At 70.6% G+C, this 24,362-nt stretch carries 25 protein-coding genes; 18 read left to right on the top strand and 7 right to left on the bottom strand.

Going from position 1 to position 24,362, the window contains the following annotated elements; genetic code table 11:
- Positions 1-29 precede the first annotated feature (29 nt).
- Positions 30-251 (top strand): hypothetical protein, encoded by a 222-nt coding sequence (locus tag ACI3ET_RS01000; protein WP_405031043.1) that lies wholly within the window; start codon positions 30-32, stop codon positions 249-251.
- Between the two features lie 18 nt (positions 252-269).
- On the opposite strand, the gene ACI3ET_RS00995 is transcribed toward ACI3ET_RS01000, so the two are convergent.
- Both ACI3ET_RS00995 and ACI3ET_RS00990 read right to left on the bottom strand, forming a co-directional pair.
- Complete coding sequence (locus ACI3ET_RS00995; RefSeq protein WP_405031041.1) at positions 270-878, bottom strand: DUF3043 domain-containing protein; 609 nt, start codon at positions 876-878, stop codon at positions 270-272.
- Positions 879-1,199: 321 nt separating this feature from the next.
- Positions 1,200-2,141, bottom strand: coding sequence for a hypothetical protein (locus ACI3ET_RS00990; protein WP_405031040.1), 942 nt, complete (start codon positions 2,139-2,141; stop codon positions 1,200-1,202).
- Between the two features lie 238 nt (positions 2,142-2,379).
- Here ACI3ET_RS00990 and ACI3ET_RS00985 point away from each other — a divergent pair, with 238 nt between their 5' ends.
- Positions 2,380-3,750: a dipeptidase gene (locus ACI3ET_RS00985; protein WP_405031039.1), complete on the top strand. Its 1,371-nt coding sequence runs from the start codon at positions 2,380-2,382 to the stop codon at positions 3,748-3,750.
- 3 nt (positions 3,751-3,753) lie between these two features.
- The gene (locus ACI3ET_RS00980; RefSeq protein ID WP_405031037.1) at positions 3,754-4,689 is read left to right on the top strand and encodes a glutathione S-transferase family protein; all 936 of its coding nucleotides are present in this window, start codon (positions 3,754-3,756) and stop codon (positions 4,687-4,689) included.
- A gap of 88 nt (positions 4,690-4,777) precedes the next feature.
- On the opposite strand, the gene ACI3ET_RS00975 is transcribed toward ACI3ET_RS00980, so the two are convergent.
- The gene (locus tag ACI3ET_RS00975; protein ID WP_405031111.1) at positions 4,778-5,524 is read right to left on the bottom strand and encodes a PASTA domain-containing protein; all 747 of its coding nucleotides are present in this window, start codon (positions 5,522-5,524) and stop codon (positions 4,778-4,780) included.
- A gap of 305 nt (positions 5,525-5,829) precedes the next feature.
- Here ACI3ET_RS00975 and trpS point away from each other — a divergent pair, with 305 nt between their 5' ends.
- The 7 genes from trpS to ACI3ET_RS00940 all read left to right on the top strand — a co-directional run bounded on the left by trpS (position 5,830) and on the right by ACI3ET_RS00940 (position 12,334).
- On the top strand, positions 5,830-6,960 hold the full coding sequence (gene trpS / locus ACI3ET_RS00970; RefSeq protein WP_405031036.1) for a tryptophan--tRNA ligase: 1,131 nt from the start codon (positions 5,830-5,832) through the stop codon (positions 6,958-6,960).
- Positions 6,961-6,962: 2 nt separating this feature from the next.
- Positions 6,963-8,051 (top strand): glycerate kinase, encoded by a 1,089-nt coding sequence (locus ACI3ET_RS00965; protein WP_405031034.1) that lies wholly within the window; start codon positions 6,963-6,965, stop codon positions 8,049-8,051.
- Positions 8,052-8,129: 78 nt separating this feature from the next.
- Complete coding sequence (gene erpA, locus ACI3ET_RS00960; RefSeq protein ID WP_405031033.1) at positions 8,130-8,480, top strand: iron-sulfur cluster insertion protein ErpA; 351 nt, start codon at positions 8,130-8,132, stop codon at positions 8,478-8,480.
- 12 nt (positions 8,481-8,492) lie between these two features.
- Positions 8,493-9,245 (top strand): leucyl/phenylalanyl-tRNA--protein transferase, encoded by a 753-nt coding sequence (gene aat / locus ACI3ET_RS00955; RefSeq protein ID WP_405031031.1) that lies wholly within the window; start codon positions 8,493-8,495, stop codon positions 9,243-9,245.
- 17 nt (positions 9,246-9,262) lie between these two features.
- The gene (gene ctaC / locus ACI3ET_RS00950) at positions 9,263-10,147 is read left to right on the top strand and encodes an aa3-type cytochrome oxidase subunit II (protein ID WP_405031030.1); all 885 of its coding nucleotides are present in this window, start codon (positions 9,263-9,265) and stop codon (positions 10,145-10,147) included.
- 11 nt (positions 10,148-10,158) lie between these two features.
- On the top strand, positions 10,159-11,928 hold the full coding sequence (gene ctaD, locus ACI3ET_RS00945; RefSeq protein WP_405031028.1) for an aa3-type cytochrome oxidase subunit I: 1,770 nt from the start codon (positions 10,159-10,161) through the stop codon (positions 11,926-11,928).
- Positions 11,929-11,932: 4 nt separating this feature from the next.
- Complete coding sequence (locus ACI3ET_RS00940) at positions 11,933-12,334, top strand: cytochrome c oxidase subunit 4 (protein ID WP_405031027.1); 402 nt, start codon at positions 11,933-11,935, stop codon at positions 12,332-12,334.
- 123 nt (positions 12,335-12,457) lie between these two features.
- Here the strand turns inward: ACI3ET_RS00940 and trpD are convergent, their stop codons facing one another.
- Together trpD and ACI3ET_RS00930 are read right to left on the bottom strand one after the other, a co-directional pair.
- On the bottom strand, positions 12,458-13,564 hold the full coding sequence (trpD, locus tag ACI3ET_RS00935; RefSeq protein WP_405031026.1) for an anthranilate phosphoribosyltransferase: 1,107 nt from the start codon (positions 13,562-13,564) through the stop codon (positions 12,458-12,460).
- Positions 13,561-13,986: a hypothetical protein gene (locus ACI3ET_RS00930; RefSeq protein WP_405031024.1), complete on the bottom strand. Its 426-nt coding sequence runs from the start codon at positions 13,984-13,986 to the stop codon at positions 13,561-13,563. Before ACI3ET_RS00930 ends, trpD begins: the two co-directional genes overlap by 4 nt.
- Positions 13,987-14,112: 126 nt before the next feature.
- Here ACI3ET_RS00930 and ctaE point away from each other — a divergent pair, with 126 nt between their 5' ends.
- The 6 genes from ctaE to ACI3ET_RS00900 all read left to right on the top strand — a co-directional run bounded on the left by ctaE (position 14,113) and on the right by ACI3ET_RS00900 (position 19,285).
- Positions 14,113-14,766: an aa3-type cytochrome oxidase subunit III gene (gene ctaE, locus ACI3ET_RS00925; protein WP_405031110.1), complete on the top strand. Its 654-nt coding sequence runs from the start codon at positions 14,113-14,115 to the stop codon at positions 14,764-14,766.
- Between the two features lie 70 nt (positions 14,767-14,836).
- A complete protein-coding gene (qcrC, locus tag ACI3ET_RS00920) occupies positions 14,837-15,640 on the top strand; it encodes a cytochrome bc1 complex diheme cytochrome c subunit (RefSeq protein WP_405031023.1) in 804 nt (267 codons plus the stop codon).
- Between the two features lies 1 nt (position 15,641).
- The gene (gene qcrA / locus ACI3ET_RS00915; RefSeq protein ID WP_405031021.1) at positions 15,642-16,715 is read left to right on the top strand and encodes a cytochrome bc1 complex Rieske iron-sulfur subunit; all 1,074 of its coding nucleotides are present in this window, start codon (positions 15,642-15,644) and stop codon (positions 16,713-16,715) included.
- Positions 16,712-18,526, top strand: a complete 1,815-nt coding sequence (qcrB, locus tag ACI3ET_RS00910; protein ID WP_405031020.1) for a cytochrome bc1 complex cytochrome b subunit — start codon at positions 16,712-16,714, stop codon at positions 18,524-18,526. The genes qcrA and qcrB overlap by 4 nt, the downstream gene beginning before the upstream one ends.
- Positions 18,527-18,606: 80 nt before the next feature.
- Positions 18,607-18,960 (top strand): metallopeptidase family protein, encoded by a 354-nt coding sequence (locus ACI3ET_RS00905; RefSeq protein WP_405031109.1) that lies wholly within the window; start codon positions 18,607-18,609, stop codon positions 18,958-18,960.
- Positions 18,961-19,003: 43 nt separating this feature from the next.
- Complete coding sequence (locus ACI3ET_RS00900) at positions 19,004-19,285, top strand: Lrp/AsnC family transcriptional regulator (RefSeq protein WP_405031018.1); 282 nt, start codon at positions 19,004-19,006, stop codon at positions 19,283-19,285.
- A 2-nt stretch (positions 19,286-19,287) separates the two neighbouring features.
- Here the strand turns inward: ACI3ET_RS00900 and ACI3ET_RS00895 are convergent, their stop codons facing one another.
- Positions 19,288-21,042: a DEDD exonuclease domain-containing protein gene (locus ACI3ET_RS00895; protein ID WP_405031017.1), complete on the bottom strand. Its 1,755-nt coding sequence runs from the start codon at positions 21,040-21,042 to the stop codon at positions 19,288-19,290.
- 104 nt (positions 21,043-21,146) lie between these two features.
- Between ACI3ET_RS00895 and ACI3ET_RS00890 the strand changes: the two genes are divergently transcribed.
- On the top strand, positions 21,147-21,443 hold the full coding sequence (locus tag ACI3ET_RS00890) for a hypothetical protein (protein ID WP_405031016.1): 297 nt from the start codon (positions 21,147-21,149) through the stop codon (positions 21,441-21,443).
- Here ACI3ET_RS00890 and ACI3ET_RS00885 read toward each other — a convergent pair.
- A complete protein-coding gene (locus ACI3ET_RS00885) occupies positions 21,440-23,341 on the bottom strand; it encodes an AMP-dependent synthetase/ligase (protein WP_405031014.1) in 1,902 nt (633 codons plus the stop codon). The two genes, ACI3ET_RS00890 and ACI3ET_RS00885, sit on opposite strands and share 4 nt — an antisense overlap.
- Positions 23,342-23,388: 47 nt before the next feature.
- On the opposite strand from ACI3ET_RS00885, the gene ACI3ET_RS00880 reads away from it, so the two are divergent.
- On the top strand, positions 23,389-24,351 hold the full coding sequence (locus ACI3ET_RS00880) for an ROK family glucokinase (protein WP_405031012.1): 963 nt from the start codon (positions 23,389-23,391) through the stop codon (positions 24,349-24,351).
- The last annotated feature ends 11 nt before the right edge of the window (positions 24,352-24,362 follow it).

The following is a 24,362-nucleotide window of genomic DNA, read 5'->3' as shown; positions in this document are numbered from 1 at the left end:
CGTCGACGGGAGGGCCTACCTTTGGCCCCATGAGCGAGACGTGGACCTGGGACTACCAGAGGGCAGACGGCACCCCCGTCACGGACCTGGGGCTGGCCTCGACCAGCTTCCCGACGCAGGCCGAGGCCGAGGCCTGGCTCTCGGAGGAGTGGGCGGTGCTGGCCGACGGCGGCGTGCAGGCGGTGACCCTGCGACGCGACGAAGAGGAGGTCTACGGGCCGATGAGCCTGAGCCCGGCCGAGCCGGGCTGACGCACCGGTCGTCCGCGCTCAGCGGCGGTGCAGCTCGCTGCCGCGGTCGACCGCGGCGCGCGGCACCCGCGACCCGCGCATCTGGAAGCTGCGGAGCACGACGTACCAGGCTGACCCGCGACCCGGTTCGTGGCCGAACTCGGCGGTGAAGCGTTTCTTGGTGCGGCGCACGAGCAGCCACGCGTCGAGGATGCCGAAGATCATCAGGCCGTAGGCGGCCAGGAACGCGTAGTTGCGTGCCCAGTCCATCGGCACCAGCGAGATGGCGAGCACGAGGATCATCGCCGGCAGCAGGACCTCGCCGGTGTTCCAGCGCACGTCGACGGCGTCGCGCAGGTAGCGGCGCTCGGGCCCGCGGTCCCTCGCGAGCAGGTACTTCTCCTCGCCCCGCGTCATGCCCTCGCGGATCTTCGCGCGCTCGGCGCGGACCCTCGCCTTGTCCTCGGGCGACTTGCCCGCGGTGCCGCCGACGAGGGGGCGGCGGTTCGCGGCCTCCGCCTCGCGACGCTTCGGCGTCGGGTGCCCCTTCCGCTGCGGTCGGGACGCGTCGACGGCGGTCGCGCGCGCGGCGGCGGCCGCGTCGGCGTCACTCACCCTGGTCGTCTCGTTCTTCTTCCCGAAAAGCACCGCCTCAGTGTATGCGGCGACGTGGGGTGGTCCGGCCGCTCGGCTGGGGCGGTCCCGCGCGGCGGTGGTCCGCGCGGCGGGTGATCAACCCGGCAGCCGTTCAGCGCGCACACCATCTCCGAACGACGTCCGGCGACACCCCGCGACGCCCAGCGCTCCCTGACCGTCCGTTCTCGACATCGCCTTCTCGGGCACGGTCCCGAGAAGGCGATGTCGAAAAGGCGATGTCGAGAAGGCACGGTCACCTCTTGTCTGTCGGCCTGGGCGGCGGGCGCGCTGGACCACGTCGTTCTGGCGCGACCTTGTCGGGACCGACGCCTATCAGGCTGGGCGTCGCCGCGCCTCGTCGAGCGCCTGCTCGATCTGGTCGAGGAACCGCTCCGGGTGCAGGCGCCATCCCAGCACCGGGATCTGCAGGCTGATGCGGATGTCGGGGTTCGTGATCGTGATCGCGTTGCTTCGCAAAGCGTCGTCCACCCCGGCGACTCCCTGCTGGTGGTGGGCACCGTGGATCTCGGCGTGCACACCCTCGTCTTCCCAGAGCAGGTCGAGGTAGACACGTCGGTTGTCGGCCATCCGGACGGACTGACGCTGGGGAGTCGGGATCCCCCGCCGGCGGCAGGCGCCGGCGACGTCCAGCTCGTTGAGCGAGTGCGCGCCGTCGCACACGTCCCCGACGACGCCGTCGAGGAGAGACCGACGCGAGCTCGACCGCAGGCTTCGCCACCGTTCGAGCAGCGTCTCGGGCCGGACGAGGCCTTGCTGGACCGTCATCGCGACGATGGTCGCTGCCGCCCGGTTGCTGCGCGCCCACTGGGCCGCCCTGATGGCTGCCACCTCGGGTCGGGTGCGCCGAAGTTCCGACACCACGACCGGGCCGATGTCCCTGAGCCGGTGGTGGGTGACCCCGTCGAGCGGACGGACGGCAGCATTGTTGGGGACGCTGACGTGGACCTGGGTCTCGCCCCAGCTCTTCAGGCCGGCGGCCAGCAGTGCGCTGGGTCCGTCCAGCACTGCTCGCGGCCCCGCTTCCCAGAGCGCTCGCCACATCGGACCGCGCCCCCACAGCCGGGCTCCGTCGATGCTGACCGTGTGGACGCCGACCCGGTGCCACGCGCCCCGGTCGATCTCCGTCCGCACGTCGTGGTCGCTGAGTCCTTCTCGAAGGAGGTCGGCGCGCCGCACCACGCCGTCGTACGGCTGCGCCAGCCGCTTTCCCACCGCCTGTCGTCGCTGCTGCCGAAGTCTCGCGTCCTTCTTCATCGGGCACCCTCCTCCGCAGCAGCCGCCCCAACCCTGCCATGTCGGGATGCGGGGCTGCTGTCGTCGTCCACAGGTCGGCGAGGAGGGAGGGGGCCCAGGGTGTTGCCCGCAGGTGACCGCCTGTTCTCGACATCGGAGAGTCGGGAACGTGTCCGACTGCGCGATGTCGAGAAGGAGAGGTCAGACGGGTGGATCGCCCGAGTGCCCGCCTCTATAGGGTCGGGGTGTGAAGGACGACATGACCGGAACCCATGAGACCGACTCCCGCACCGCCGAGCTGAGCGCCCGCGTGCACGACGTGATGCCGGGGGTGATCTCGGACCTCGAGTCCCTGACGCGCATCCCCTCGGTGTCGCTCAGCTCCTTCGACCAGCGCCACGTCGAGGACAGCGCCGCGACCGTCGCCGACCTGCTGCGCGGCGAGGGGCTGGAGGTCGAGGTGGTCCGGGAGGGTGGCCGCCCGGCCGTCATCGGCCACCTGCCCGCGCCGCACGGGGCGCCGACCGTGCTCCTCTACGCCCACCACGACGTGCAGCCACCCGGCGACGAGGCCGACTGGGACACGCCGGTCTTCGAGCCGACGCTGGTGGGGGAGCGGCTCTACGGCCGGGGCGTGGCCGACGACAAGGCCGGCGTCATGGCCCACGTGGCTGCCCTGCGGGCGCACGGCGGCCGCCCGCCGGTCGGCGTGACCGTCTTCGTCGAGGGCGAGGAGGAGGTGGGGTCCGAGAGCCTGCCGCGCATTCTCGAGCGGCACGGCGACCGGCTGGCCTGCGACGCGATCGTGCTGGCAGACTCCCACAACTGGAAGATCGGCGTCCCCGCCCTCACCACCACGCTGCGTGGCATGGTGCGGGTGGTGGTGGAGGTGCGCGCGCTGAAGCACGGCGTGCACTCGGGTCTCTACGGCGGGGCGGTGCCCGACGGGCTGACCGCCCTCTGCCGGCTCCTTGCGACCCTCCACGACGAGGCCGGCGACGTCGCCGTGCCGGGGCTGATGACCTCGGAGGCCGCCGACCTCGACTACACCGAGGACGACCTCCGCGCCGACTCCGGTCTGGCCGACGGCGTCTCGCCGATCGGCACCGGGTCGCTGCTGTCCCGCCTCTGGACCAAGCCGTCGATGACCGTCATCGGCATCGACGCACCGTCGGTGGAGAAGGCCGCCAATCTGCTCACGCCGGTCGGGCGCGCCAAGCTGTCGATGCGCATCCACCCCGCAGAGGTGCCGGCGACGGCATACCTCGCCCTGAAGCAGCACCTCGAGGACAACGCCCCGTGGGGGTGCCAGGTGAGTGTCACCCTGGACGACGACGGGAGCGGCTTCGCCGCCGACGCGCAAGGGCCGGTGTATGACGTGGCACGGGGGGCGTTCCGCGACGCGTGGGGCGGCGTGGACCCGGTGGACATCGGCGTGGGCGGGTCGATCCCGTTCGTGGCGTCGTTCGCCGAGCGCTTCCCGGGCGCCGCGATCCTGGTCACCGGTGTCGAGGACCCCGACACCCGCGCCCACGCGGCGAACGAGAGCCTGCACCTCGGCGAGTTCGAGCGGGTGTGCGTCGCCGAGACCCTGCTGCTGGAGCGGCTGGGCCACCGAGGGACGGACTGAGGGATGACCGAGGACACCAAGGCCGCGTACGTGCAGGACAGCTACGAGCGGAAGGCCCGCTACATCGAGACGCGCGTCACCAGGGACGGGCGGGACGGGTATGCCGTCGAGCCGGGGCGGTACCGGCTCGCGGTGTCGCGGGCGTGCCCGTGGGCGCACCGCGCGATCCTGACGCGCAAGCTGCTCGGGCTGGAGGACGTGCTGTCGATGGCGGTCGCCGGGCCGGTGCACGACGCCGACTCGTGGACCTTCGACCTCGACCCCGGCGGCGTCGACCCGGTGCTCGGGATCCCGAAGCTCAAGGATGCGTACGAGGCGCGGCCGGACGGCTATCCGGAGTCCGGGGTGACCGTGCCCGCGATCGTCGACACGACGACGGGGCAGGTGGTGACCAACGACTTCCACCAGATCGTCAAGGACCTGGTGACCGAGTGGACCGAGTTCCAGCGCCCAGACGCGCCCGACCTGTGGCCCGAGCACCTGCGCGACGAGATCGAGGAGGTGTCGGACCGCGTCTACCGGGACGTCAACAACGGCGTCTACCGGTGCGGGTTCGCGGGGAAGCAGGAATCGTACGAGAAGGCCTACGACACGCTGTGGGCGCGGATGGACTGGCTGGAGGAGCGGCTGTCAGGGCAGCGGTACCTGGTGGGGGACCAGCTGACACTCGCGGACGTGCGGCTGTGGCCGACTCTGGTGCGTTTCGACGCCGCCTATCACGGGCACTTCAAGTGCAACCGCAACAAGCTGACCGAGATGCCCGTGCTGTGGGCGTATGCCCGTGACTTGTGGCAGACGTGGGACTTCGGCTCGACGGTGAACTTCAAGCACGTGAAGGCGCACTACTACGCCACGCACCTGGACATCAACCCGACAGGGATCGTCCCGAAGGGGCCGGACGTGTCGGGGTGGGAGGAGCCGGCGGGGCGGGAGTGTTGATGCGCGCAACACCCCTGCTGGGCACGGAGAAGGCCCCACGATCCGTAGATCGGGGGCTTCTCCGGGGCTGGGCAGTCAGCCTAGAGGACTAGCCGTTGTCCGGCTCCGCGGTGGCGGTTGACTGATCGACGCTGCCTGTGTCTACTGGCTCGGTGGTGTCGAGTGACTTCGGCTCAACCGTCAAATTCGCCTGACCCTCCGAAGTGTCGGACTCGCTCTCCGTAGGAGCAGCGGCCCCAGCGGCAGGTCCAGTGCTGATGGTGACAGCCACCGTCGACAACGGAGTGAGCAAAGTTCCAGGCAAGGGGTTCTGGCTGATGATCTCTCCAGCCGGCACAGTCTCGCTTGACGCATTGGTCACCGCTCCAAGACGTAGACCGATGCTCTCAAGTAGGGCCTGGGCCTCAGCCTGTGTGGACCCCGTCAGGTCGGGAACCTCGACCGGCGTGCAGCTGGGCGGAGCAGTAATGGTGATCTCCTGGACGGGACCGGTCCCAACCTGGTAGTAGAAAGTTACCTGGCTGTTGCTGTTACTGGACCCGAACTGGTACAGAGTGTTGGTGCAGCTTTGTGCGCCGGCGTTGATAACGATGGTGGGGTCCGAGTAAACAAAGAGCGGGTCCAGCCGACGGTTTGTGAAAACGCCCATACTGAGAAGAATGGTCACCTCTTGGCCATCGATGGCACCCGGTAGGCATTCGCTGTTGAGGCAGAAGCGCAACCCATACCCGAAGCTGAACCCTGTGCTTTGACCGGCGCACTTGAAACTTCCGTCACCGAAAGAGAAGGCATCGCACTGGCTGGCACCTCGAGCATGGGCGGTGGCGCTCCCCATCGCCACGACAGGGACGCTCCAGGCAGCCCCCTTGACCAAGGTACGGCGGGTGGGCGTCGGCCCACCGGTCTGCTGAGAAGTCACGGCTTGTCCCCTTGTCGTCACGGTGCAGCGCTTGCGCCTTCTTCACCTTAGCCTTTGCGCTGCCTTTACCTTAGCCTGCAACGGCTAGCCGTCAAGCCCAGATGTACACGAGTATCGGCCGTGAGTGAGACATGGGACACACTGCGGTGGCGCCCCGTCTCAGGGACGCGGCGCTGAGGCCGCGGCAGCACACCCCCGCCCGTCCCGTAGCATCGGACCCCGTGACCGACGCTCCCGCCGCCCCCCTGGACGACAGCTCCGACGCCCTCGCCGACTCGACGTCCGACGCCTCGCTGGCCCGCAGCGTCGCCCGCTCGGCGCAGATCGAGGCGGACCTGGAGACGAACCCGGGGCGCTACCGGATGCTCACCGGCGACCGGCCGACCGGTCACCTGCACCTCGGCCACTACTTCGGCAGCCTCCGCAACCGGCTCGCGCTGCAGGAGAAGGGCGTCGACACCTGGGTGCTCATCGCCGACTACCAGGTCATCACCGACCGCGACAGCGTCGACAGCATCCCGGAGCGCGTCTTCTCGCTGCTCACCGACTACCTGGCGATCGGCCTGGACCCGGCGCGGACGACGATCTTCGCCCACTCCCAGGTCCCGGCGCTGAACCAGCTCATGCTGCCGTTCCTCTCCCTGGTCACCGACAGCGAGCTGCGCCGCAACCCCACGGTCAAGGCGGAGCAGGACGCCGCCGGCGGGCGCCCGATGTCCGGCCTCATGCTCACCTACCCCGTGCACCAGGCCGCCGACATCCTCTTCTGCAAGGCCAACGTCGTGCCGGTCGGCAAGGACCAGCTGCCCCACCTCGAGCAGACGCGCGTCGTCGCGCGCCGCTTCGACGAGCGCTACGGCCGCGCCGGCGACCGCAGCGCACCGGTCTTCCCGACCCCCGACGCGCTGCTCTCCGAGGTCACGAACCTGCTCGGTACCGACGGCACGAAGATGAGCAAGTCCAGGGGCAACGTGATCGAGCTGCGGATGAGCGCCGACGAGACGGCCCGCGCGATCAAGAAGGCGGTCACCGACGCCGACCGCCGCATCACCTTCGACCCCGCCAACCGGCCCGAGGTGTCCAACCTCGTGCAGCTCGCGGCGCTGACGTCCGGGCGCGACCCGCACGAGATCGCCGAGGAGATCGGCGACGGCGGGAGCGGGACGCTCAAGAAGCTGGTGACCGAGTCCGTCAACGAGCACCTGGCCCCGCTCCGTGCCCGCCGCGCGGAGCTCGAGACCGACCCCGCCGGGCTGCGGCGCGTCCTCGCCGAGGGCAACGCGCGCGCCAACGAGGTCGCCGACGCCACCCTCGCCGAGGTGCGCGAGGCGATGCAGATGGTCTACGCCTGAGGATGGCCGCACCACGTGTAGTCGTCGTGGTCGACGGGGCCGGCCTCGGCTCGCCCTGGCAGGTCGCCGACCAGGTGGCCGCCGGGTGGTCCCGCCGGGCACCGCACGTGGTCGTCGAGGCCCACGTCTCGCACGACGGCGGTGCCGGGTTCGCGGAGGTCGTCGGGAACGCGCTCGGCGGCACCGTCCACCCCGTGGTGGTCCCGGGACCCCTGGGGGAGGACGTCCCCGCGGCGGTCACGGTCGTGGACGGACCGGCGGGCGCGACGGCATACCTCGACACCGCGCAGGTCTGCGGGCGCCACCTGGTCGGGCCGGAGCGACTGGCAGACCCCTCGGGTATGTCGAGCGCCGGGGTCGGCAGGCTGCTGCACCTCGCGCGGGGGCTGGGGGTCGGGCGCGTCGTCGTGGGGGTCGGGCCGCTGGCCTGCCACGACGGGGGGAGCGGGCTGCTCGCCGAGCTGGGGGCCGGCGCGGACCTCGCCGCGCTCGCGGACGTGCGGCGCGAGTGGGCGGGCACGCACCTCGTGCTCGCGACCACCACGGAGTCGCCGCTGCTCGGCTTCCACGGGGCCAGCGCGATGCTCACAGAAGAAGAAGGAGTAGCGCCTGAGGTCACCCAGCGGCTCGAGACCGCGATGGGCGGGCTGGCCGACCGCGTCAACGCCCTCCTGCCACCACGCCGCGACCTGCTCACCGGCTTGCCGCGGCGTCCTGAGCGCGAGCCGGGCGCGGGGGCCGGGGGAGGGGTGGGCTACGCCCTGCGGCTGCTGGGTGCCCGCACGGACACCGGGGCGCGCCTGCTGCTCGACGAGCTCGGGCTGCGTGAGCGGCTGCCGGGCTCCCTGCTGGTGCTGGTCACCCGCTCCTACGACGCCACGACGGTGCACGAGGGGGTCGTCGCCGACACCGCCCGCGCCGCGCTGGAGACCGCCACGCCGACCGTCGTGCTCGCCGAGGAGGTGCTCGTCGGGCGCCGCGAGGGGATGGCCCTGGGGGTGAGCGGCTCCTACGAGCTGCGGGAGGGCGAGGACCTGTCTGCGCTGGCCGCCCGTGTCGCGCGGACCTGGACGCCCCGACCGCTGACGTAGTCTGGGGTGCGGGAACAACCACGCCCCCGGGCGTCGTTGGCCCGGACGACGAACTTCCCTCAGGAGAGGACCACCAGCATGACCGACACGACCCAGACCACCGCCCACGGCGTCCAGCTGTCCGACGTCGCTGCGGAGAAGGTCAAGAGCCTGCTGGCCCAGGAGGGGCGCGACGACCTCCGCCTCCGGATCGGCGTGCAGCCCGGTGGCTGCTCCGGCCTCATCTACCAGCTCTACTTCGACGAGCGCACCCTTGACGGCGACCTCGCCGTCGACTTCGACGGCGTGGCCGTCGTGGTCGACCGGATGAGCGCCCCCTACCTCGACGGCGCGAAGATCGACTTCGCCGACACCATCGAGAAGCAGGGCTTCACGATCGACAACCCCAACGCGGGCAGCTCCTGCGCCTGCGGCGACAGCTTCAGCTGACCACCGAGCCCGGTGCCTGCTGAGCCGCCCCCGTCCCTGTGGATCCTCACGGTGGCGGGGGCGGAGCCGTCTGAGGACCTCGTCGGGGTGGGTGCCGACCTGGAGCCGGGCACGGTGCTGGCCGCCTACCGCAACGGGATCTTCCCGATGGGGGTCGGGGTGGGGGGCGCCCGGCCGCTGGGGTGGTGGTCGCCGGACCCGCGCGGGGTGCTGCTGCCCGGCGACCTGCACGTGAGCCGGTCGCTGCGGCGCTCGCTGCGCAGCTTCGAGATCCGGGTGGACACCGCCTTCGACGACGTGGTCGCGGGATGTGCCGACCCGGACCGCCACGGCGCCTGGATCACCGCCGAGTTCCGGACCGCCTACCGACGCCTGCACGAGCTGGGGTGGGCGCACTCGGTGGAGGTGTGGAAGGGGGAGCGGCTCGTCGGCGGTCTCTACGGCCTGGCGATCGGCCGGCTCTTCGCGGCGGAGTCCAAGTTCCACCACGTCACCGACGCGTCCAAGGCCGCCGTGGTCGCGCTGGTCGACATCCTGGACGCGGACGGTGAGCCGTGGGTGCTCGACGTGCAGTGGCAGACCGAGCACCTCGCCAGCCTCGGCGTGCGCGAGGTGCCGCGCACGGCATACCTGGAGATGGTCCGCGCCGCGGTCCGCAGACCGCTCCCGCAGCGCTGGCGTGGTGAACCTTCCGCAGGTCCGCCCCACGTGCCAGAATGCGATTCGGGTGGCGGTATGGTTCACCCGTTGTGTCCGGATCTGTGAGAGACGTGAGGTGACCAGTGCAACGGCGTGAGGAGTCGAAGACCCCATCTGCCGCGCGACGGTGGGGGCTGGCCGCCACCGGGGGCGCGACGACACTGCTGCTGGCCGGGTGCAGCGGCTCTGCCGCACGCGGCTACCTGCCCGAGCCCGTCACCGAGGCGGGTGTCGACGTCGTCCAGTTCTGGAACGCCACGTGGATCGCCGCGCTGGCGGTCGGCGGCCTGGTCTGGGCGCTGATCCTGTGGTCGATCTTCGCCTACCGGCGGCGCAGCGAGGACGACCTGCCCACCCAGTTCCGCTACCACGTGCCGCTGGAGATCCTCTACACGATCGTCCCGATCCTCATGGTCGCCGCGATCTTCGGCAAGACCGTCGAGGTCCAGAACACCCTCCTCGAGCGCCAGGACGACCCGGACGTCGTCGTCAACGTCGCCGGGAAGATGTGGAGCTGGGACTTCAACTACGTCAACGAGGACGTGCACATCTCCGGGCTGCAGGCCAACGGCCTCAACGACGGTGAGGAGGGGCTGCCCGAGACGCTGCCCACGCTGGTCCTCCCCGTCGACAGCCGGGTGGAGTTCGTGCTCACCTCGCGCGACGTCATCCACTCCTTCTGGGTGCCGCAGTTCCTGCAGAAGCTCGACATGGTCCCCGGCCGCGTCAACATCTTCCAGGTGACCACCACCGAGGAGGGTGTCTTCCAGGGCAAGTGCGCCGAGCTCTGCGGCGCCTACCACTCCGAGATGCTGTTCCAGGTGGAGGTCGTCTCTCAGGACGAGTACACCGCCCACATCGAGAGCCTGCGCGCGTCCGGCAACACGGGGTTGCTGGGCACCGAGCTCGACCGCTACCCGTTGCAGCCCGACCAGGCTGAGAAGCTGCCGGCCCAGCTCGGCGGCTGAGAGGACATCTGATGGCGATCATCACCCAACCCACGCGGTCGACGCCGGGCGTCGCCCCTGAGGAGCACCGCAGCTCGTTCGTGCGGCGGGCCGTGTCGGTCCTCACCACGACCGACCACAAGGTCATCGGCAACCTCTACTTCGTGACCACCATGGTGTGGTTCGTCATCGGCGGCCTGATGGCGCTGATCATCCGCGCGGAGCTCTTCACGCCCGGTCTGCAGGTCGTCGACAACCCCGACCAGTACAACCAGATGTTCACGATGCACGGCACGATCATGCTGCTGATGTTCGCGACACCGCTGTTCGCAGGCTTCGCGAACGCACTAGTCCCGCTGCAGATCGGTGCGCCGGACGTGGCGTTCCCGCGCCTGAACATGCTGGCCTTCTGGATGTTCTTCTTCGGAGGGGTCATCGCCGTCGCCGGCTTCCTGACCCCGGGCGGTGCCGCCGCCTTCGGGTGGTTCGCCTACCAGCCGCTGGCCGGCAACGCGCACAGCGCTGGCCTGGGCGGGGACCTGTGGGTCCTGGGCCTCGCGCTCACCGGGTTCGCGACGATCTTCGGCGCAGTCAACTTCATCACCACGATCGTCTGCATGCGGGCGCCGGGGATGACGATGTTCCGGATGCCGATCTTCACCTGGAACATCCTCATCACCTCGATCCTGGTGCTGATGGTCTTCCCGGTGCTGGCCGCCGCGTTCTTCGGGATGGCGGCCGACCGCATCTTCGACTGGCACATCTACGACCCGGCGCACGGTGGCGCCATGCTCTGGCAGCACCTGTTCTGGTTCTTCGGCCACCCCGAGGTCTACATCATCGCGCTGCCGTTCTTCGGCATCATCACCGAGATCATCCCGGTGTTCTCGCGCAAGCCGCTGTTCGGCTACAAGACGCTGGTCTTCGCGACCTTCTCCATCGGCGCGCTGTCCGCGTCGGTGTGGGCGCACCACATGTACGCCACCGGCGCCGTCCTGCTCGAGTTCTTCGCGATCATGACGATGCTCATCGCGGTCCCGACCGGCGTGAAGTTCTTCAACTGGGTCGGCACGATGTGGCGTGGCTCGATCTCGATGGACACCCCGATGCTCTGGGCGGTCGGCTTCCTGGTCACCTTCCTCTTCGGCGGACTGACCGGCGTCATCCTCGCCAGCCCCGCGCTGGACTTCCACGTGACCGACTCCTACTTCGTGGTGGCGCACTTCCACTACGTCGTCTTCGGAACGGTCGTCTTCGCGATGTTCGCCGGCTACTACTTCTGGTGGCCCAAGCTGACCGGGCACATGCTCGACGAGCGGCTGGGCAAGATCCACTTCTGGCTGCTGTTCTTCGGCTTCCACGGCACCTTCCTCGTCCAGCACTGGCTCGGGGTGGAGGGCATGCCGCGGCGCTACGCCGACTACATGCCCGAGGACGGGTTCACCTGGATGAACCAGCTCTCGACGATCTCGTCGTTCGTGCTGGCGATCTCGATGCTGCCGTTCTTCTACGCCGTCTGGAAGAGCTTCAAGACCCCCAAGGTCACCGTCAACGACCCGTGGGGCTGGGGTGGCTCGCTGGAGTGGGCGACCTCCTGCCCGCCCCCGCGGCACAACTTCGAGTCGATCCCGCGGATCCGCTCCGAGCGCCCCGCCTTCGACGCGGCGCACCCGGAGATCGGGACGATGGAGTCGGCCGAGCCGGACAAGGGCATCGCCGAGGAGCTCCTGGGCGGCCCCGACACCGACCCTGCCGGTCGGACCGGCACCGAGACCGGTGGCTACACCGGGAAGGAGCGCTGAGCACGTGAAGACCGAGACCAAGACCTTCGCCCTGCTCGTCCCCTTCTTCGCCCTCGTGACGGTGATCTACGCCTACTTCACCGACATGGGCGAGCCGGTCGGGATCGTGGCCCTGGCGCTCACGGGCCTGATGAGCGCCTTCGTGGCCTGGTTCTTCTGGCTCTCCGCCAAGACCATCGACGCCCGCCCCGAGGACGACCTCGACGGCGAGATCGCCGACCAGTCCGGCGACTACGGTCACTTCGCCCCCTACTCCTGGTGGCCTCTGTGGCTGGGCCTGTCCCTGTCCGTGATGGTGCTCGGCGTCGCGATCGGCTGGTGGCTCTTGATCGTCGCGCTCCCGTTCGTCATCCTGGCCACGCTCGGCTGGACGTTCGAGTTCTTCCGCGGCGCCAAGGCCATCTGAGCCGCACCCGCGCAGCAAGGCCCCCGGTCCGAAGGACCGGGGGCCTTTCGCATGTGGACCGAGTATGCCGAGGGCGTGCCGCACAACGGCGTGACGGGAGGAGCGGGAGCGGGGTAGGGAGCGTCAGGGCAGGCGTTTGGTCGCCTGGACCCAGCGCTCGAGCAGGGCGGCGGAGGCGCCGGAGTCGAGGGCGCCAGCGGCGCGGTCCATCCCGCGACGGACCGCTGCGTGCAGCTGGTCCTCGTCCTGCGGGTGTCCGCCACCCTCTCCCGCGTCGACGAGGGCCAGCGCGGTGCCGGCGTTGAGCAGCACGGCGTCGCGGACGGCGCCGGTGGACCCGGCGAAGAGGTCCCGTGCGACCTGGGCGTTGTGCTCGGCGTCGGCCCCGCGCAGCGCGTCGACCGGGTGGAGGCCCAGCCCCAGCCGCTGCGGGTCCAGGACCCACTCCGCGACCGTCCCGGCGTCGGAGACCCACCACACCCGTGTGGTGGTGGCCGGCGTGACCTCGTCCAGGCCGTCCTCGCCGCGGAAGACGGCGGCCTGCGTGCCGCGCGAGGCGAAGACGCCCGCCATGAGGGTTGCCATCCGCGTGTCCGCCGAGCCGACAGCGGCGTACCGGGGTCGGGCGGGGTTGGTCAGCGGACCGAGGAAGTTGAAGGCGGTCGCCACCCCCAGCTCCTTGCGCACCACCGCGGCGTGCCGCATCGAGGGGTGGAAGGTCTGGGCGAAGCAGAAGGTGATGCCGACCTCGGGGGCCAGGGCCGCGACCTGCTCGGGGGAGAGGTCGAGCCGGACGCCGAGGGCCTCGAGCATGTCGGCCGAGCCGGAGCGGCTGGAGGAGGCGCGGTTGCCGTGCTTGACGACGACCGCTCCGGCGGCGGCCATGACGATCGCCGACATGGAGGAGATGTTGACCGTCATCGCCCGGTCACCGCCCGTGCCCACGATGTCGATCGTCGGGCCGTCGACCGTGAAGCGGCGGGAGTGCTCGATCATCGTCGAGGCCAGACCGGTCATCTCCGGGACCGTCTCGCCCTTGGCGCGCAGACCCATCAGGAACGCGGCGAGCTGGGCGTGGGAGGCCTCGCCCGACATGACGCGGTCCATCGCCCAGGACGTCTGGTCGGCGGAGAGGTCCTCGCCCCTGACCAGGTGGGTCAGCAGGTCAGGCCAGGTCGGGTCGGCGACGGTGCCGGCCCCGGGGGTCGAGCTGGTGGTGCGCCCGCTCACCGGCGCGCGAGCTCGACGACCGCCGCCGTCAGCCGGGCGGGGTCGAGGGGACGCGGGACCGCGATCTCGGCCAGCGACCACGTGGCCAGCCACCCGTCGACCGGGCGCCCCGTCAGCACGATGATCGGGGGGCACCGGAAGACCTCGCTCTTGAGCTGCCGGCTGATGCCCATGCCGCCGTAGGGCTGCGCCTCGCCGTCGAGGACGACGACGTCGTAGGCACCGTTCTTGACCTCGCTCACCGCGATGTCGGCCGTCGCGCACTCCTCCCAGCGCTCGATGACGACGTCGTCGGCGGGCTGGTCCCCCACGCCCAGGCGCACGGCGTCGCGCACGGCCCGGTCGTTGCTGAAGAGCAGCACCGAGATGGAGCGGGCCCCGGTCGTCGTGGGCTGCTGGGAGGCGGCAGAGTGGGCGGTCATGGGCACGATCGTAGCCATCCTGGGGTCGCGTCACCGACAACGGGTCGCGCCACGCGGGACGGGGGTGGCGCACTCCCCCCTGTCGTGGGCCATAATGGCCGCGTGGCGACGACACCTGCAGCGACAATGACCGACGCGGACCGGTTCCACGCGACCATGCACGGGCCTGCGACACGGCCCAACATGACCGCCGTGGGCACCATGGTCTGGCTGTCCAGCGAGATCATGTTCTTCGCCGGGCTCTTCGCCATGTACTTCACGATCCGTTCCGTGTCCCCGGACCTGTGGGCGGAGCGGACCGAGTACCTCGACCTGACCTTCGCCTCCATCAACACCCTGATCCTCGTGATCTCGTCGGTGTGGTGCCAGTTCGGGGTGTGGAAGGCCGAGCGGGGGATCCCGCACCGCACCGGCAGCATCTTCAAGATCGGCAACCCGCTGGGCGCCGAGGGCTGGGGGATGCGCGAGTGGTACGTCCTGACCTACCTCTTCGGAGCCACCTTCATCGCCGGCCAGGTCTGGGAGTACGCCACGCTCACCAGCGAGGGGATGACGCCGACGGCCGACCCCTACGGCTCGGTGTTCTACATCACGACCGGCTTCCACGGGCTGCACGTCACGGGCGGGCTGCTCGCCTTCCTCCTGATCATCGGCCGCAGCTTCACGGCCCGGCGCTACACGCACGCGCAGGCCACCGGCGCGGTTGTGACCTCCTACTACTGGCACTTCGTCGACGTCGTGTGGATCGCCCTGTTCTTCGTGATCTACGTCCTGCGGTGACGACCGTGCCCCCGCCCGAGGCCGCCGACGGCCGGACCACCGCCCCGACCACTCCAGGAAGGACCGACGCGTGAGTTTCCTCGCCGCTCGTCGCCGCAGCCCGATGGCACTGCTGGTTCTGCTGTTCCTCGGCCTGACCTTCACGGGCACGGCATACGCCGCCCTGCAGCCGGCTACCCCCCCCGCCCCCGCGTCCGCGACGGTGTCGGTCGAGGACGTCGAGGCGGGCCAGAAGCTCTTCCTCGGCAACTGCGCCACCTGCCACGGCACGAACGGCGAGGGTGTCGAGCCGCTCGGCCCGTCGCTGCACGGCGTGGGGGCCCTGTCGACCGAGTTCCAGGTGGCCACGGGGCGTATGCCGCTGCCCGCACCGGACGTGCAGGCGGCGCGCAACACCGCCCAGGTGAAGTTCAGCGAGGAGGAGATCGCCCAGCTCGCGGCCTTCGTCGCCTCACTGGCCCCGGGTCCTGGTATGCCGGACCCGCAGTTCCTCGACCTCGAGGGCGCCGACATCGCTGCCGGTGGGGCGACCTACCGCACCAACTGCGCGATGTGCCACAACTCCTCGGGCACCGGTGGGGCGCTGACGCGGGGCAAGTACGCCCCGACCCTGATGAACGTGGAGCCCAGGCACATCTACGCGGCCATGGTCACCGGCCCGCAGTCGATGCCGGTGTTCAACGACCAGAACATCACCCCGCAGGAGAAGGAGAACGTCATCGCCTTCCTCAAGAACATCGAGGAGGGCGGCAACTCCCACGGCGGTGCGGGCCTCGGCAACTACGGCCCGGCGGGCGATGCGCTGTTCATCTGGACCCTGGGGATCGGCACCCTGATCGCACTGGCGATCTGGGTCGGACGGAAGGCGGCCTGACGTGGCGACGCACGACAACGTTCCGGCACTCGTCGAGGAGACCTCCGAGGACCGTTTCATCAACCCGGGCCTGCCGCCGCACGTCCCGCGCCGCTCGGACATCGACCCCCGGGCCGCCAAGCGGGCGGAGCGGCAGATCGTGGCGATGTTCACGATCTCCGCGCTGGGCTCGATCCTGTTCCTCGTCGCCTACTACGTGATCGACCCCACGCTCAAGGGGTCGATCATCGGGATCGGCGAGATCAACCTCTTCCACGCCGCGCTCGGCCTGACGATGGCCGCGTCCATGCTGGGCATCGGTCTGGGCGCCGTGCACTGGGCCAAGACCCTGATGCCCGACGAGGAGGTCATCGAGGAGCGCCACCCGCAGGTGTCCTCCGCGGAGGAGCGCGCGGACGTGGCGCAGCTGCTGTCCCACGGCTGGCGCAGCTCCCAGCTCAACCGGCGCAGCGCGATCCTCGGCTCCGCCGGGGGTGCGCTCGGGCTGTTCGCCCTCCCGCTCGTCGTCCCCGTGCTCGCCGGACTGGGCCCACGGCCGCGCGAGGAGCTCTTCACGACCAACTGGGAGCCGGGTCTGCGGCTCATGGTCGACCCGTCCGGGTCGCCCATCCGGGCAGCCGACGTGACCCAGGGGTCGGTCTTCCACATCATGCCCGAGGGCTTCGTGGGTGAGGCGGGGCACGAGCTGGACCCCGAGACCCTGATGATCTCCAAGTCCAAGGACCAGGTCATCCTCGTCAGGCTCGACCCCTCGCTCATCCAGAGCCAGAAGCAGCTCGACTGGGGCGTCGACGGCATCGTGGCCTACTCGAAGGTGTGCACGCACGTCGGCTGCCCGGTCGCGCTCTACGAGCAGCAGACCCACCACCTGCTCTGCCCGTGCCACCAGTCGACCTTCGACATGACCGACGACTGCAGGGTCATCTTCGGACCGGCCAAGCGTTCGCTGCCGCAGCTGCCGATCACCATCGACGACGAGGGGTACATCGTCGCCGCCGACGGCTTCCGCGAGCCGATCGGCCCCAGCTTCTTCGAGCGTGAGCGCCCCGGCCTGCTGATGGGAGATGAGTCATGAGCACCACCCCACGCCGCGTGCCGCAGGGTGCGCGCCACGTGCGCACCGAGGAGCCGCAGACCCTCGAGCAGCCGGCCTGGTCCGCGGACCAGGCGTCGCCGGACGCGACGTTCCCTCCCGCTCTCGTGTGGGCCGACGAGCGCGTCGGTGCCGCCAAGGGGCTGCGCTTCGGCCTCAAGAAGGTCTTCCCCGACCACTGGAGCTTCCTGCTCGGGGAGATCGCGATGTGGTCGCTGATCATCCTGCTCATCACCGGGACCTTCCTGACCCTGTGGTTCGTGCCGAGCATGGGCCACGTCGTCTACGACGGGTCCTACGTCCCGCTCAAGGGCGTCGGGATGTCCGAGGCCTACGCCTCGACGCTCTACATCAGCTTCGAGGTCAAGGGCGGCCTGCTGATGCGGCAGCTGCACCACTGGTCGGCGCTCTTCTTCGTCGTCGGCATCGCGCTGCACGCCGCCCGTGTCTTCTTCACCGGCGCCTTCCGCAAGCCGCGCGAGATCAACTGGGTCATCGGTGTCGTGTTGTCGCTGCTCGCGGCCATCGAGGGCTTCGCCGGCTACTCCCTCCCCGACGACCTGCTCTCCGGCACCGGCATCCGGGCGATGAACGGCTTCATGATGTCCGCCCCGGTCATCGGCACCTGGATGACGTTCTTCGTCTTCGGCGGCGAGTTCCCGGGCGAGGTCATCATCCCCCGCCTCTACATCGCCCACGTGCTGCTCCTGCCGGCCATCATCGTCGGTCTCTTCGTGGCCCACCTCTCCCTGGTGGTCATCCACAAGCACACCCAGTACCCCGGCCCCGGCCGCACCAACGACTCGGTCGCCGGCTTCCCGGTCATGCCGGTCTACGCCGCCAAGGCGGGTGGCTACTTCTTCATCGTCTTCGGCATCACCGCCCTGGTCTCGGCGCTGGTCCAGATCAACCCCGTCTGGGTCTTCGGCCCCTACGACCCGACGCAGGTGACCGCAGGCTCGCAGCCGGACTTCTACATGTGGTTCTCCGACGGTGCGCTGCGACTGCTGCCCGGTTGGATGGAGTTCACCATCTTCGACACGGTGTGGAGCTTCAACATCTTCATCGGCTCGCTCCTGCTGCTGCCGCTGGTGTGGCTGATCCTGGGTGCCTACCCCTTCGTGGAGGCCTGGGTGACCGGTGACAAGCGCGAGCACCACCTGCTGCAGCGTCCGCACCACGCCCCCGTGCGCACCGCGATCGGCGCGGCCGGCATCTCGATGTACATCGTGCTCGCCCTGGCCAGCGTCAACGACATCCTGGCGATCAAGCTGCAGCTGTCCATCAACGACCTGACCATCTTGTTCCGGACGCTCTTCTTCGTCCTTCCGGTGATCGTCTTCTTCCTCGTCAAGCGACTGTGCCTGTCGTTGCAGCGGCACGACCGCGAGAAGGTCCTGCACGGCTGGGAGTCCGGCCGCGTCGTCCGCACCCCCGAGGGCCGGTTCTTCGAGGTGCACGAGCCGCTGGACGAGTACGAGCGCTGGTCGCTCGTGCAGAACGAGCCCCCGCGCCCGCTGGCCTTCGACTCGCAGGACAGCCAGGGTGTGCGGCGCCCGCTCGGTCCTGGCAGCGGCGTCCGTCGCGCACTGTCCACCTTCTTCTACAAGGACAGCATCCCGACGGTCACCCCGGCCGAGCTGGCGGCTGCGCACCACCACGGTGAGCACGACGCCCTCGACGGCCCGGGGGAGGCGGCGATGATCGAGCAGCACGGCGAGGCGGTCTCCGACATCCCCGGCGTCGGTGTCTCCGGGCACGACGAGAACGTGGAGGCGGGTCGGCATCTCTGACCTGCCCGACGACGGCCAGCGTCCCCCCCCCCCCCCCCCCCCCCCCCCCCCCCCCCCCCCCCCTCCCCCCCCCCCCCCCGCTGCCGTCCCAGCTGACGCGGGCCGAGTTCGAGGAGGCGGTGGGCGACTCGCTCGACCTGGTCCCTGCCGCGCTCATGGACCAGCTCGACAACGTCGTGTTCCTCGTCGAGGACGAGCCGCCACCGGAGGAGCCGGACCTGCTGGGGGTCTACGACGGCATCCCGCTGACCGAGCGCGACCTGTCCTGGGGCGGCCACCTCCCGGACCGCATCACCATCTTCCGGGGTCCGCTGGTGCGGATGTGCCAGGACCGGGACGAGCTCCTCGAGGAGATCGCGGTCACCGTGGTGCACGAGATCGCGCACCACTTCGGGATCGACGACGACGCGCTGCACGAGCTGGGCTGGGGCTGACCGTCGGAGACCGGAGGGGAGTGGACGGCGCTAGAGTGGCCCGGTGATCTCTGCCATCGTGTTGGTCAAGGCCGAAGTGAACCGCATCCCCGAGGCGGCGCAGGAGATCGCCGAGATCGAGGGCATCAGCGAGGTCTACTCCGTCACCGGCGACGTCGACATCATCGCGGTCGCCCGGGTCCCGCGCCACGAGGACTTCGCGGACGTCATCGCCGACCGGCTCAACAAGGTCGCGGGCGTGCTCGAGACCAGCACCCACATCGCCTTCCGCACCTACTCCAACGACGACCTCGAGGCCGGTTTCGACCTCGGGCTCGACGGCTAGGGTCAGCCGGCACCGACAGCCAAGGCCCCGGCCGGACGGTCCCACGCCCTGGAGGGCGAGGGGTCCAGGTGGTCCGTGGCGGACCAGGACCCGGCCTGCGGCTCCAGGAGCGCGCGGCTGGCTCCGGCCCCGTCGACCGGGCACGTCCACAGGCCCTCCAGGTCGACCAGGCGGGTGCCCGGCTCCTCGAGCCACCGCAGCACGAGCTCAGTCTCCTCGGGCAGGACCTCGGTGGCCTCCACCACCTCGGCCGTCGCACGCAGGGCCGCGATGTGCGGCATCGGGTCCGCCCCGACCGGTGTGACCGTGGTGCCGGCCAGGCGTCCGTGCCGGACGCAGACGACCTCCCAGCCACCGCTGGGGCGTCGCCGCGCGGCGATCAGCTCGGGGGCCTGGCTCAGCGGCTGCAGCCGCTGAGCGCGGGCGGCGGCCCGCACGAGCGCCATCATCCGGTCCCGCAGGGTGCCCGCCTCCTCGAAGCGCTCCTGGGCGGCCAGCACCTCCAGGCGTGCCCGGAGCGCCGTCATCACCTCGCGGGAGCTGCCGCTGAGTGCCTCCACCGCCCGGTCGACCACGCCCGCGTAGTCCAGCGTGCTCTGCTCCCCGATGCACGGACCCCCGCAGCGGCCCATCTCGAAGAGCACGCACGCCGTGCTCGCAGACGCACGAACCGACAGCCGCGTCGTGCACTGCCGCAGCGGGACGACCTCGTGGATGGCGGTCACTGCCGCCTCGGCGGTCCGGCGGCTGGCGAACGGGCCGGCGTAGTGGGCACCGTCGTCACGGATCGCCCGGACGATCGACAGGCGGGGGAACGCCTCGTCCGTGAGCTTGACCCACACGGCGCGCTCGGGGAAGCGCGACCGGCGGTTGTAGCGCGGCTTGTGGCGTGCGATCAGCCGCAGCTCGCGCACCGAGGCCTCCAGCGGCGTGGCGCACACGATCGGCGTGATGGACTCGGCCAGCCCCACCATCTCCGCCATCCGACGGCGCGTCTCGGAAGCCGTGAAGTAGGTGCGGGTGCGGCGTCGAAGGTCGGTCGCCGTGCCCACGTAGAGCGGCTCGCCACGGTGGTCGCGGAAGACGTAGACCCCCGGGGCCGAGGGCATCGCGTCGGCCAGGAACCGCTTCCTGCGCTGGGCCGTGCTCACCCGGGAGGAGTAGGACTGCAGCTCCTCCAGCGTGTGCACGCCCAGGTTTCCCACCCGCTCGATCAGAGCGTGCAGCACGTCGACGGTGGCACGTGCGTCGTGCAACGCCCGGTGGTCGGGGGTGGTCTGTGCGCCGAAGAGCGCCGCCAGGCTCGAGAGCTTGTGGTTGGGGGCCTCGTCCTTGTGGACCAGCTGGCGGGCGAGGCGGACGGTGTCGATGACCGCGAAGGCCGGCCACGGGTGCCCGGTCTCGGCCGCCGCCGCCTTGAGGAAGGAGACGTCGAAGCCGGCGTTGTGCGCCACGAGCACGGACCCGGCGGCGAACTCCAGGAACTGGGGCAGGACGGTGCGGACACCGGGCGCGTCGGCGACCATGGCGTTGGTGATGCCGGTGAGCACGGTGATGAACGGCGGGATCGGGGTGCTCGGGCGCACGAGGGTCTGGAACTCACCCAGCACCTGCCCTCCCCGGACCTTGACCGCGCCGAACTCCGTGATCTGCGACCCGGCCGGGGAGCCGCCGGTCGTCTCCAGGTCGACGACGACGAACGTGACGTCGGCCAGCGCCACGCCCAGGTCGTCGAAGGTCTCCTGCACCATCTGCATGCGACGAACGTAGACCGGGCCACCGACAGACCCCGGAAGGCAGGCCGATGCCGCCAGGGTCTGTCGGTGGGTCCCTCTAGCGTCGTGGGCAAGGAGGTGGAGACATGACCACGACCACCATCGACTGCCAGACCTGCCCCGTCCGGGGACGCCACTGCGGCGACTGCTTCGTGCCCGTCCTGGGCCAGATCTGGCTGGACGCACCCAGGGTGCCCGCTCCCAGCGCTGAGGTGGGTGCCGCCGCAGGGGCCCTTGAGGCTCCGGCGACCCTCGGCCTGCCGCTGGACACCGACGAGCTCGCGGCCGTGAGCGCCTTCGTGCGCGCCGGTCTCGTCCAGCCGCAGGAGGCGGCGCGGGCACGCGCGACCGTGACCCCGGGCTCGAGGTATGCGGTGGGCTAGGGGTGGCGCCGACGTTCCGCGGGGTGGACCCCGCGCCCGTAGAGCTCGTCGACCTGGATGTGGAGGAGCTCGCCGATCCGGGTCCGCTTGAGCTTCAGCGACGGCGTGAGGAGCCCGTTGTCGGTGGTGAAGTCCTCGCCGAGGATCGTAAAGGTGCGGATCGACTCCGCCCGGCTGACCGTCGAGTTGGCCTCGTCGACGGCCTTCTGAACCTCGGCCCGCACGGTCTCGTGGGTGCGCGCCTGCTCGACGGTCAGCCCGTCCAGGCCCATACTGGCCGCCCAGCTGGGCAGCATCTCCTCGTCGAGGGTGACCAGCGCCGCCACGAAGGGTCGGCCCTCACCGACGACCATGGCCTGCGAGATGAGCGGGAAGGCCCGGAGTCGGTCCTCGAGCGGACCGGGCGAGACGTTCTTGCCGCCGGTGGTGACGAGGAGCTCCTTGATCCGGCCGGTGATCCGCAGGAACCCCTCGTCGTCCAGCTCCCCGAGGTCGCCGGTGCGGAACCACCCGTCGTCGAACGCCTCCCGCGTTGCCTCCTCGTCGTCGTGGTAGCCGCGGAAGAGGTTGATCCCGCGCAGCAGGATCTCGCCGTCGTCGGTGACCCGGACGCCGACGCCCGGCAGCGGACGACCGACCGTGCCGATGCGGATGGCGTCCGGGGTGTTCACGGTGGCCGGTGCGGTCGACTCGGTCAGGCCGTAACCCTCCAGCACGACCAGCCCGAGCCCACGGTAGAAGTGCCCCAGCCGCTCCCCGAGGGCTGCCCCGCCGGAGATCGCGAACTCCACCTGGCCGCCGAGCGCGGAGCGCAGCCTGCGGTAGACGAGGCGGTCGGCGAGCGCGTGCTGGGCGCGCAGGTGCACGGGGACCCGGCCGCGGTCGATCGCGCGGCTGTAGTCCTGGGCGACCGAGGCCGCCCAGTGGAAGACCGCACCCTTGCCTCCCGCGGCGGCCTTCTGCTCGGCCGAGTTGTAGATCTTCTCGAAGACGCGGGGCACGGAGAGCAGGAAGGTGGGCCGGAAGCCTGCGAGGTCGTCCAGGACGGTGCGCGGGTCGGGGGTGTGCCCGATCCGGGCGCCGGCGTGCACCGAGACGACCTGGATGAAGCGGGCGAAGACGTGCGCGAGCGGCAGGAACAGCAGCGTGGCTGCTCCGGGCCGACCCATGACCACCGTGAGCCGCTCGGCGGCGTTCTCGGCCAGGGCCATGAAGTTGTCGTGGGTCAGCTCGCAACCCTTGGGGTCCCCGGTCGTGCCGGAGGTGTAGATGATCGTGGCCAGGTCCTCCCGCGTGACCTGCGCACGACGCTCGGTCAGGAGCTCGTCCGGCACCTCGGCCCCCGCCGCGACCAGGTCGTCGCGGGCTCCCGCGTCGATCTGCCACAGGTCGCGCAGCGCGGGCAGCTGGTCGCGCACCGACGCCACGACCGACATCATGGCCTGGTCCTCGACCAGCATGGCCACAGCACCGGAGTCCTGGCAGATCCACCGCACCTGCGAGGCCGAGCTCGTCTCGTAGACGGGCACGGGCACCGCCCCCACGCTCCACAGCGCGAAGTCGGCCAGCGTCCACTCGTAGCGGGTGCGGCTCATGATCGCGACCCGGTCGCCCGGCGCGATGCCGGCCCCCAGGAACCCCTTGGCCAGGCTGTCGATGTCCTCCCTGAACCGTTCGGCCGTGACGTCGTGCCACCCCTGCTCGTCCTGGAGGCTGACCATCACCCGTCCGGGCTCCCGCTCGGCCCACTGGACCGGGTAGTCGGCGATGTTCGTGGCGGCGGACGGCGGGACAAGGCGGGGGACAGCAACGTCCACGGCATACTCCTCGGGGGAGGGACGACCCAGGGACAGGGCACGGGTGGGGGACCGGGCCCCACGATACCGCCGGGGGCTCATCCCCCCTAGGCTGGTCCGGACCGTTCCCCAGCGTGGAGGAGAAGCCAGTGGACGTCAGGGTCGGAGTCGACATCGGCGGCACCAAGATCGCGGCGTGCGTGGTTGCTGCCGACGGCACGATGCTGGAGCAGGCGCAGCGGGAGACCCCGGCGCAGGACGCCGACCTCATCGCCTCCGCGGTCGCGGAGGTGGTGGCCGAGCTCGGTGGTGCGGCGCGGGACCGCGGAGACGAGGTCGAGGCAGTCGGGGTGGCGTGCGCGGGTTTCATCGACATCCAGGGGGAGATGGTCGTCTTCGCCCCGAACCTCGCCTGGCGGGACGAACCGCTGAAGGCGCGCCTGGAGGACGTGACCGGGCTGCCCGTCGTCCTCGAGAACGACGCGAACGCCGCGGCCTGGGGCGAGTTCCGGTTCGGCGCGGGCCGGAACGTCGAGGACATGCTGCTGATCACGCTGGGCACCGGCGTGGGGGGCGGGATCATCGTCGACGGCCAGCTGCTCCGTGGTGCCCACGGGATGGGTGCGGAGGTCGGGCACCTGCGCGTCGTGCCGGAGGGCCACCGCTGCGGCTGCGGCAACAAGGGCTGCTGGGAGGCCTATGCGTCGGGCTCGGCGCTGGTCCGCGAGGCGCAGGCGCTGGTGGCCGGCGGCAGCCCGCACGCGGGTGCCCTGGCCGACCGCTGCGGCGGGGACCCGGAGGCGCTGACCGGGACCATGGTGACCCAGGTGGCGCACGCCGGGGACCCGGCGGCGACCGAGCTGCTGGAGGACATCGGACGGTGGACGGGCGAGGGGGCGGCCAGCCTGGCGGCGGTGCTCGATCCCGGCCTGATCGTCATCGGTGGTGGGGTCGGTGCGGCCGGTGACCTGGTGCTGCAGCCGGCCCGCTCCGCCTTCGCCCGCCAGCTCACCGGTCGCGGCCACCGTGAGATCACCCCCGTCGTGCTGGCCGAGCTCGGCAACCGGGCAGGGATGATCGGGGCGGCGGACCTCGCCGCGAGGCGCACCTGAGCGCGGCGGAC

Origin of the sequence: Ornithinimicrobium jinqii (genome assembly GCF_045032595.1) — a bacterium.
In the GTDB taxonomy this organism is placed as follows: domain Bacteria; phylum Actinomycetota; class Actinomycetes; order Actinomycetales; family Dermatophilaceae; genus Ornithinicoccus.
The sequence above is the reverse complement of the archived record's forward strand: the minus strand, read 5'-3'. Positions and strand labels throughout refer to the sequence as shown.

Excerpts from the sequence above, each read along its gene's own strand:
- ACI3ET_RS01000 (WP_405031043.1), top strand. The coding sequence starts at position 30 with ATGAGCGAGACGTGGACCTGGGACTACCAGAGGGCAGACGGCACCCCC.
- ACI3ET_RS00990 (WP_405031040.1), bottom strand. The coding sequence starts at position 2,141 with ATGAAGAAGGACGCGAGACTTCGGCAGCAGCGACGACAGGCGGTGGGA.
- ACI3ET_RS00985 (WP_405031039.1), top strand. The coding sequence starts at position 2,380 with ATGACCGGAACCCATGAGACCGACTCCCGCACCGCCGAGCTGAGCGCC.
- ACI3ET_RS00980 (WP_405031037.1), top strand. The coding sequence starts at position 3,754 with ATGACCGAGGACACCAAGGCCGCGTACGTGCAGGACAGCTACGAGCGG.
- ACI3ET_RS00975 (WP_405031111.1), bottom strand. The coding sequence starts at position 5,524 with ATGGGGAGCGCCACCGCCCATGCTCGAGGTGCCAGCCAGTGCGATGCC.
- ACI3ET_RS00965 (WP_405031034.1), top strand. The coding sequence starts at position 6,963 with ATGGCCGCACCACGTGTAGTCGTCGTGGTCGACGGGGCCGGCCTCGGC.
- erpA (WP_405031033.1), top strand. The coding sequence starts at position 8,130 with ATGACCGACACGACCCAGACCACCGCCCACGGCGTCCAGCTGTCCGAC.
- ctaD (WP_405031028.1), top strand. The coding sequence starts at position 10,159 with ATGGCGATCATCACCCAACCCACGCGGTCGACGCCGGGCGTCGCCCCT.
- ACI3ET_RS00930 (WP_405031024.1), bottom strand. The coding sequence starts at position 13,986 with ATGACCGCCCACTCTGCCGCCTCCCAGCAGCCCACGACGACCGGGGCC.
- ctaE (WP_405031110.1), top strand. The coding sequence starts at position 14,113 with ATGACCGACGCGGACCGGTTCCACGCGACCATGCACGGGCCTGCGACA.
- qcrB (WP_405031020.1), top strand. The coding sequence starts at position 16,712 with ATGAGCACCACCCCACGCCGCGTGCCGCAGGGTGCGCGCCACGTGCGC.
- ACI3ET_RS00895 (WP_405031017.1), bottom strand. The coding sequence starts at position 21,042 with ATGCAGATGGTGCAGGAGACCTTCGACGACCTGGGCGTGGCGCTGGCC.
- ACI3ET_RS00890 (WP_405031016.1), top strand. The coding sequence starts at position 21,147 with ATGACCACGACCACCATCGACTGCCAGACCTGCCCCGTCCGGGGACGC.
- ACI3ET_RS00885 (WP_405031014.1), bottom strand. The coding sequence starts at position 23,341 with ATGAGCCCCCGGCGGTATCGTGGGGCCCGGTCCCCCACCCGTGCCCTG.